General features: G+C 46.3%; 9 protein-coding genes. 5 read left to right on the top strand and 4 right to left on the bottom strand.

The genetic code is table 11. The annotated features are described in order from the left end of the window. The first annotated feature begins 333 nt into the window (after window positions 1–333). From DP091_RS32440 to DP091_RS28220, 5 genes are all read left to right on the top strand, one after another. Window positions 334–465: a dockerin type I domain-containing protein gene (locus DP091_RS32440; RefSeq protein ID WP_373456957.1), complete on the top strand. Its 132-nt coding sequence runs from the start codon at window positions 334–336 to the stop codon at window positions 463–465. A 302-nt stretch (window positions 466–767) separates the two neighbouring features. Next, window positions 768–1,151, top strand: a complete 384-nt coding sequence (locus DP091_RS28235) for a GntR family transcriptional regulator (protein ID WP_113061385.1) — start codon at window positions 768–770, stop codon at window positions 1,149–1,151. Continuing rightward, window positions 1,148–2,014, top strand: coding sequence for an ABC transporter ATP-binding protein (locus DP091_RS28230; protein ID WP_113061379.1), 867 nt, complete (start codon window positions 1,148–1,150; stop codon window positions 2,012–2,014). The genes DP091_RS28235 and DP091_RS28230 overlap by 4 nt, the downstream gene beginning before the upstream one ends. Continuing rightward, complete coding sequence (locus DP091_RS28225; RefSeq protein WP_113061378.1) at window positions 2,007–2,633, top strand: ABC-2 transporter permease; 627 nt, start codon at window positions 2,007–2,009, stop codon at window positions 2,631–2,633. The genes DP091_RS28230 and DP091_RS28225 overlap by 8 nt, the downstream gene beginning before the upstream one ends. Window positions 2,634–2,679: 46 nt before the next feature. Beyond that, on the top strand, window positions 2,680–2,982 hold the full coding sequence (locus DP091_RS28220; protein WP_258394723.1) for a YfzA family protein: 303 nt from the start codon (window positions 2,680–2,682) through the stop codon (window positions 2,980–2,982). Window positions 2,983–2,992: 10 nt separating this feature from the next. On the opposite strand, the gene DP091_RS28215 is transcribed toward DP091_RS28220, so the two are convergent. The 4 genes from DP091_RS28215 to DP091_RS28200 are packed head-to-tail and all read right to left on the bottom strand — an operon-like array spanning window position 2,993 to window position 6,951. Then, window positions 2,993–3,793 (bottom strand): ABC transporter ATP-binding protein, encoded by an 801-nt coding sequence (locus DP091_RS28215; RefSeq protein ID WP_113061376.1) that lies wholly within the window; start codon window positions 3,791–3,793, stop codon window positions 2,993–2,995. Then, the gene (locus tag DP091_RS28210) at window positions 3,793–4,824 is read right to left on the bottom strand and encodes a FecCD family ABC transporter permease (RefSeq protein ID WP_113061375.1); all 1,032 of its coding nucleotides are present in this window, start codon (window positions 4,822–4,824) and stop codon (window positions 3,793–3,795) included. The genes DP091_RS28215 and DP091_RS28210 overlap by 1 nt, the downstream gene beginning before the upstream one ends. After that, window positions 4,821–5,861: a FecCD family ABC transporter permease gene (locus DP091_RS28205; protein WP_113061374.1), complete on the bottom strand. Its 1,041-nt coding sequence runs from the start codon at window positions 5,859–5,861 to the stop codon at window positions 4,821–4,823. Before DP091_RS28205 ends, DP091_RS28210 begins: the two co-directional genes overlap by 4 nt. Next, entirely contained in the window at window positions 5,854–6,951 is a 1,098-nt protein-coding gene (locus tag DP091_RS28200) for an iron-siderophore ABC transporter substrate-binding protein (RefSeq protein ID WP_113061373.1), read from the bottom strand. The genes DP091_RS28205 and DP091_RS28200 overlap by 8 nt, the downstream gene beginning before the upstream one ends. Window positions 6,952–7,081: the final 130 nt, after the last annotated feature.

The raw sequence follows: 7,081 nt of genomic DNA, 5'->3' as shown, positions 1-7,081 counted from the left end.
CGACAGCTGGGGGGCTCCGGTTCATGAAGAGTATCAAATCGATCCTTCGATGGACATGTCCTTTGAATTTACGATTCGCAGAACTTAACGCGAGCAACGATAACCGTTGCCACCATATTGCCGAAATCCTTATTAAAGGGTTTCGGTTTTTTTTTTGATTTCTCCACTTCCTTTGTATTTTCCACCACTCTGAATCCTCCATGCCTGAGGGATGTTTAAGGATTCATCAAATCTACTTGGAGAAAATCAAAATCTCTGAAAATGAGACATTTACGGAACCCTTGAGTATTTTTACAATGATGAGCAAGTACGAAATGGAATGATATCAGGCTGGTGGCAAGACATATGGGAGAGGAACCGGTAGGCGATTTGCAGCAGCTTGACGTGAACCAGGATGGAAAAATAAACGCAGAAGATGTTAGAAGAGTTACAGCAAAAATGAATGAGGACCGAAAACCAAAGTAATCGACTAACCTTTTTTCGTAATACCAAAAATCTGTAATGTCGTCCCTCGTGTGCATGCAAGGTGTAAACATAAAACAGCCGCTCCTGGCACAAGGGGCGGCTGTTTTAGTCATATCCCATAATGGCCTGACGGAGACAAGCATATATCCCCATATGAAGTCGCGTAACAGCGCGGCTTTTTATGTTAACCATCGTAGTAGACGAGAATCACTGCCCAAATGGATGAATTGACACAAGAGGGAATAGTGTATATATTATATATATACGGTATATACTCAATTAACAGCTGTGGGGTGAACGGCATAAAAATCATATTATCCAACGCATCGAACGATCCGATTTACATACAGATTATGAACCAGATTAGACAGAGTATCCTGAGTGGAGAATTGCGCGCAGGCGACGGTCTCCCTTCTATAAGGCAGCTTGCTAAGGATTTACAGGTTAGTGTTATTACGACTAAGCGTGCCTATGAAGAGCTGGAGAACGAAAAGCTAATCGACTCGGTCGTAGGCAAGGGTTGCTTCGTATCAGGGGCAAATAAAGATTTTATCAGGGAGCAGCGCATGAAGCGATTAGAAGAGAAAATGATCAACATCATTCGAGAAAGCAAGGAATTAAACATGAGTCAACAAGATGTGATCGATCATCTGACTTTACTGTTTGAGGAGGAACAAACACCATGAACGCAATCGAATTACGCAATTTAACGAAAACATACCCTTTTTTCAAAGTCGATCATGTATCTCTGGATGTGAAACAAGGCTACATTACCGGACTCATTGGTCCGAATGGTGTTGGTAAAAGCACCTTAATCAAGATGTTGCTCGGCATGGTCCGTCCCGATTCCGGTAGCGTAAAAATACTAGGCCTGGATATGCCTAAACATGAGGTCGACATTAAACAGCGCATCGGCATCGTCTCGGATGATTGCTTCTATTATGAGCATCTTACGATTCGTGATACGAAGAGAATGATCGCGCCTTTTTACAGCCATTGGAATGAAAAGAAATTTAACCGCTACCTCGAACAATTCGAATTGTCCCCTAAGAAGAAGGTTGAAGATCTATCTAAAGGAATGAAAATTAAACTCGCCCTTGCCATTGCCTTATCCCATGAGGCCGAGCTCTTGGTCATGGATGAGCCGACTTCGGGACTTGATCCTGTGTTCAGAAGGGAAATGCTCGATCTGCTTGCGGATATGATGCAGGACGAAAAAAACACGATTATCTTCTCGACGCATATTACGACCGATTTGGACCGCATTGCTGACTACATTACTTTCGTGAATGACGGAAAACTTGTATTCAATGAAGCGAAAGACGATGTGCTTGAGAGATACGCGATCGTGAAGGGCGATATGCAACTGATTGATTCGGATATTCGAAAGGAATTTATCGGGATTCGTGAGACGACGCTTGGTTTTGAGGGCTTGGTAGATAATAGACGCAAGGCCGCCCAGCTGTTTAGCGATAATGCTATTTTAGAAAAACCGTCCTTAGAAGATATCATGTATTTCACTGCCAAGGGAGGAAGAGTTCATGCTTAATTTGCTTCGTAAAGATTTCATCGCTTTGAAAAGCTCACTGTGGACGATTCTTCTCTATCTCGCTGTATTCAGCATCGCATTTATACCAAAGAGTGAAATGTCTATCTATTTTGTAGGAATCTATACGGCTTTCGGCTCCATTATTCTAGCTACGATGATCGATATCAAAAACCATAACCATAAATTTCTGGTCACGCTGCCGATTAGTCGCAAACATATTGTGCTGGCCAAATACATAACAGCCATCATATATACACTGTTTGGAGTCATTGCATCTTACGGGATTCACCGGCTTATTAATCTTTCATTCCCACAGCTTGACAAGCCGGACTATACGGTGTTGTCCTTATTGGTTTCCGTAGGAATGCTGCTTGTTCTCATTTCTATCTACATGCCTCTTTTTTACGCACTTAGCAAAAAAGGAGCCGGAATTATCAATGCCGTATTCATGATCTCCTTAATTATCCTGGCGCAACCTGCGGCGGTGCTAATGAATATGGTGAGCGAGAAAGGCCTCATTAACGATCAAACATTACTTCTGATTCTAATCGGTATCGTCGTTGTATTCATTGCCTCCTATTTCTTAACGATAAGCCTATTTAAGAGGAAAGACTTATAAGAGTCCCCGCGAATGCTTGATGAATGAATAAATGGTAAAAAGGAGATTGCATCCATTAAAAGATACACAACATAAAGCTGGTTCTTCCCGGATAAAAAGCTGGATGTATTTCTTAGGGGGACTTATTGTATTACAAATACTGTTTATCGCTTTTGATAATGCCTTGTGGACCCCATTCAAAGTTAAAGAAGGGTCATTATTTGCCGATTTTTCTGAATCGAAGTTATTTACGGAATGGTTCACACCTTATAAAACCCAAGAACATAACTTATTCACTGCCATTTTTGCCGTTACATTACTCCCGGCAGCTTTAATAGGTGCAGTAAAAGACCTTGTTTCCAGAAAATGAATCCACTACATCATAGAACATGATATCGTCCTTTGGGTATCACATGGGGTGAGCCTGACACGGGGTCTTCGATTACCGAGCAATCAAGCCCGAATATGTCTTTGATCATGGTGCTCGTAATGACTTGCGATGGCGCCCCCTCAGCCACAAGCAATCCGTTATGAAGCGCAAAGATATGATCTGCATAACGAGCGGACAGGTTGATATCATGGAGAACCATGACAATCGTCGTTCCATATTTTCGGTTTAGGTCTGTGAGCAAGTCAAGAATTTCGATCTGATAAGTAATATCTAGAAAGGTTGTAGGTTCATCGAGCAATAAAATGTCGGTTTGCTGTGCCAGTGCCATAGCGATCCAGACGCGCTGTCTTTGACCGCCTGAGAGCTCGTCTATGTTATGATTGGCCAGCTCCGTGATATTCATAATTTCCATCGCTTCGGAAACGGCTTCCTCATCCTTTTTGGTCCACCCGCTAAACCATGACTGGTGTGGAAACCTTCCGCGTCCCACCAAGTCCGCGACGGAGATCCCCTCAGGAACAATGGGAGACTGCGGCAGCAGACCCAGTACACGAGCCAGCTCTTTCGGCGGTATATGGCCGATAGGCTTTCCGTCCAGCGTAACTTGACCAGATGTAGGCTTGATCAGCCGTGCCATTGTTTTCAGAAGCGTAGATTTTCCGCATCCGTTGGCTCCAATAATAACGCTGATCTTATGACTGGGAATGACAAGACTAATGTCGTGAATGATGGTTTTATTATCGTATCCCGCTACTGTATGCTCAGCTTTAAAAATATGCGTAGGTTTCATTATAAATTTCCCTTTCGATTCATTCGGATCAGCAAGAAAATCAAATAAGGCGCTCCGAGGATTCCGGTTATGATACCCACAGGAAAACGGACCTCAAAAGCAAACTGTCCGACGAGGTCGGCAGCCATAACCAGATTTACGCCAACAAGCCCCGCCGGGATGGCGTTCGAAAACCCGACGCCAACCAATCGCTTGGCGATCGGTCCTGAGAGAAAAGCGACAAAAGCGATAGGGCCTGTCGTAGCGGTAGCGATCGCGATCATGCAGACGGAGCTTAAGATAAGCACCATTCGGGTCAGGTCCGTATTCACCCCGAGAGAAGCGGCGGATTGTTCTCCCAGTTCCAGTACACTTAGATGTTTTCCAAGCATGACAATGATAGGGGTACCAATCAGAACCGATATCACCAGAGCCGGAAGCTCATGCATTTGGGAGCCATTAAGGCTGCCGCTAAGCCATCTGAATGCTGTCGGAATGTCTTGCTCCGCGCCGACCAAGAGAAGATAGGATATAACTGCGTTCAGCATGGCCTGCATGCCGATACCGATCAAAATTAATCGCCCGACGGAAAATGGCTTTGCCCGGGACAACAGATAAATGATGGTTACTGTAGCCAGACCTGCGACCACCGAAGCGATGGAAACAACAGCATTGCTTGTATGAAGAATGATAATGCAAAAAACAGCCGCTGCGCTCGAACCGGATGTAATTCCGATGACATTCGGGTTCGCAAGAGGATTGCGCAGCATGGTCTGGAAGGTGTTGCCGGCCAGGCCAAAAGCAAATCCGGCAAAAAGACCGGCCAGCATTCTCGGCAAGCGTATGGTATTCAAAGCAAAAGATACCCCTTTGATGTTCTCCCCCGAAAGCGCCCGGACGACATCCTGAATGGGATAAATGGTACTGCCAAGTAAAAGCATGGCGCAGCAGAGCGCGCAGGCAAGCAACGCAAGGAAGCTGGTAACAAGGATCCATCGCCGGCGTCTTTGACGCCTCCCTGCCATAATAAACGCAACAGTTTTATTTTTCATAATGAACGCACTTTCGCTTTCATAGCTAATATGATCAGGATCGGTGCCCCGATAAAGGCAGTGACTACGCCGACTTCAAGTTCTCCGGGGCTGCCGACCAGCCTGCCGATGACATCGGATATTGTTAAAATGACAGCTCCCGAAATGGCAGACATCGGTATAATATAACGCAAGTCGGAGCCAAGAAGAAGGCGGATGACATGTGTTGATAAAAGTCCGATAAAACCGATGGGTCCTGCCAGCGCCGTAGTTGCTCCGCATAAAAGAACCCCGGCAAAAGCCGCGACAAGCCGTAGTACTCCTGTACGAACGCCCAGTCCGGTCGCGACCTCGTCTCCAAGCGCCAACGCATTCAACGCCGAGGCCGAAATAATGCCTAACAGCATGCCGCCCACCAGAAACGGTGCGAACGTAGCCATATCGCTCCAGTTCGCTGAACCCACGCTGCCCACTTGCCAGAATCTGAACTGATCCATGACGTAGGAGCGTGGAATCATGATTGCGCTAACCAACGAAGAGAGGGCGGCGCTTGTGGCGGCTCCAGCCAAAACAAGCTTAAGGGGCGTAGCACCGCCACGCCCCATGGAACCGATTCCGAATACAAACACTGCGGTAATGGTCGCTCCGGCTAAGGCTAGCCAGATATATTGATTAGCGCTGCTAATATTCAAGAACGCAATTCCGCAGACCACAAACAATGCTGCGCCGGTGTTGACGCCCAGAATGCTCGGGTCTGCAATCGGGTTGCGGGTGACGGCTTGCATAAGCGCCCCGGAAACGCCAAGTGCTGCACCGCAAAACAAACTGAAAATCGTTCGAGGTATCCTTTTTCGAACCACGTTTGCTCCGTAGGAATCGATGTCCGGGTGAAATAATCCGTCCATCAATTCATGAAATCGGATGGGCCGGGAGCCTAAGGTGAAAGATGCGAGCACACTAATACCGAGCAAAACCAAACATATCACCAGAACCGTGCCGAAATTCCTGGGAATGCGGGAGTTTAGGGTTTTGTTTTCTGAAATGGATGAACTATTCATTTATTTTGCTAATAGCTCCTTCAAGCAAATCCAGGTACTCATCGATGGTATACGAGATGGCAAGAGGGTTCGGGTTTCCGGCTGCCGCCAGCGGCGTGCCGTTGCCAATAAACACGACGGAGCCTCTTTGAATAGCCGGAATCTTGCCGAGCAGGGAATCTGCTTTAACAGCTTCATATAAACTCTCATCGCCATAACCAACCAAAATATCCGCATCGTTAAGGACATCAGCGTTCTCCGCGCTTATATTCAGCGAGTAGTTGGTAGTGTCGGTAATCTGATTCGTAACACTTTCAGGATATTCCATCCCGAGCTCCATCAGAAAAGAGCCGCGAGGATCAGTAGGGGTGTAGATGTGCAATTTGGACATGTCTTTAGCCGAGAAATTGACCCAAACCACTTTCTTGCCACGCATCTCAGGATGCTCGCTTGCTTTTTCCTTGACCAGGTTTTCCGTATCCTTAATGAGCTGTTCGCCTTCCGCTTTCATGCCCATGCCGGTTGCATTTAACAGGACTTGTTCCCGCCAAGTGGTGAGCCAAGGAGTTGTCGGGTACGCTACAACCGGAGCGATCTTGGTTAGAATATCGTAGTCTTCCTGCGTGATTCCGGAGTAGGCTGCCAGAATGACATCCGGGTCGGCATCGGAAATCGCCTCGAAGTCAAGGCCGTCCGTATCCTGAAAAACATTAGGCTCACTTACGCCAAGTTCCTTGAGCTTCTCAGCCGTCCAAGGCAATAGTCCGCTGTCATCCTGAACGCCGTAATTCGCTGCAGAAAAGCCTACTGGAACAACCCCAAGAGCGAGAGCCACATCATGATTGGCCCATTGAATCGTAGCTACACGTTCAGGCTTGCTTTTAATGACGGTTTCGCCAAAAGCGTGTTTGATTACGATCGGATATGTAGCATCGGTCTCTTGGGAAGCCGGTGTTTCCGTTTTAGGCGTGCCTGTGCTGGTCGAAGCGTTTTCAGTCGCAGCCGGTTCAGACGTCGAGCTTGACTGCTGGCTTGAACAGCCGACGAGCAGAACCAAGATCACTGCCGAAATAAATAATGCTCTTAAGGAAATTTCTCGTTTTTTAAACATGGATATATCCTTCCTTCTAATAAAATATTTTTTAAAAATTCTTGTGTACATGAAAATGATAATCATTATCATATATTGGCGTTGATGGCTTGTCAATGAAAAATTCTCGACCATACGTTGCAGTATGTAA

This window comes from Paenibacillus sp. MDMC362 (genome assembly GCF_003269305.1).
In the GTDB taxonomy this organism is placed as follows: Bacteria; Bacillota; Bacilli; order Paenibacillales; family Paenibacillaceae; genus Paenibacillus_AQ.
The sequence above is the reverse complement of the archived record's forward strand: the minus strand, read 5'-3'. Positions and strand labels throughout refer to the sequence as shown.

Bases quoted from the DNA above. Each gene is read 5' to 3' on its own strand.
- DP091_RS28225 (WP_113061378.1), top strand. From the start codon at position 2,007: ATGCTTAATTTGCTTCGTAAAGATTTCATCGCTTTGAAAAGCTCACTG.
- DP091_RS28215 (WP_113061376.1), bottom strand. From the start codon at position 3,793: ATGAAACCTACGCATATTTTTAAAGCTGAGCATACAGTAGCGGGATAC.
- DP091_RS28210 (WP_113061375.1), bottom strand. From the start codon at position 4,824: ATGAAAAATAAAACTGTTGCGTTTATTATGGCAGGGAGGCGTCAAAGA.
- DP091_RS28205 (WP_113061374.1), bottom strand. From the start codon at position 5,861: ATGAATAGTTCATCCATTTCAGAAAACAAAACCCTAAACTCCCGCATT.
- DP091_RS28230 (WP_113061379.1), top strand. From the start codon at position 1,148: ATGAACGCAATCGAATTACGCAATTTAACGAAAACATACCCTTTTTTC.
- DP091_RS28200 (WP_113061373.1), bottom strand. From the start codon at position 6,951: ATGTTTAAAAAACGAGAAATTTCCTTAAGAGCATTATTTATTTCGGCA.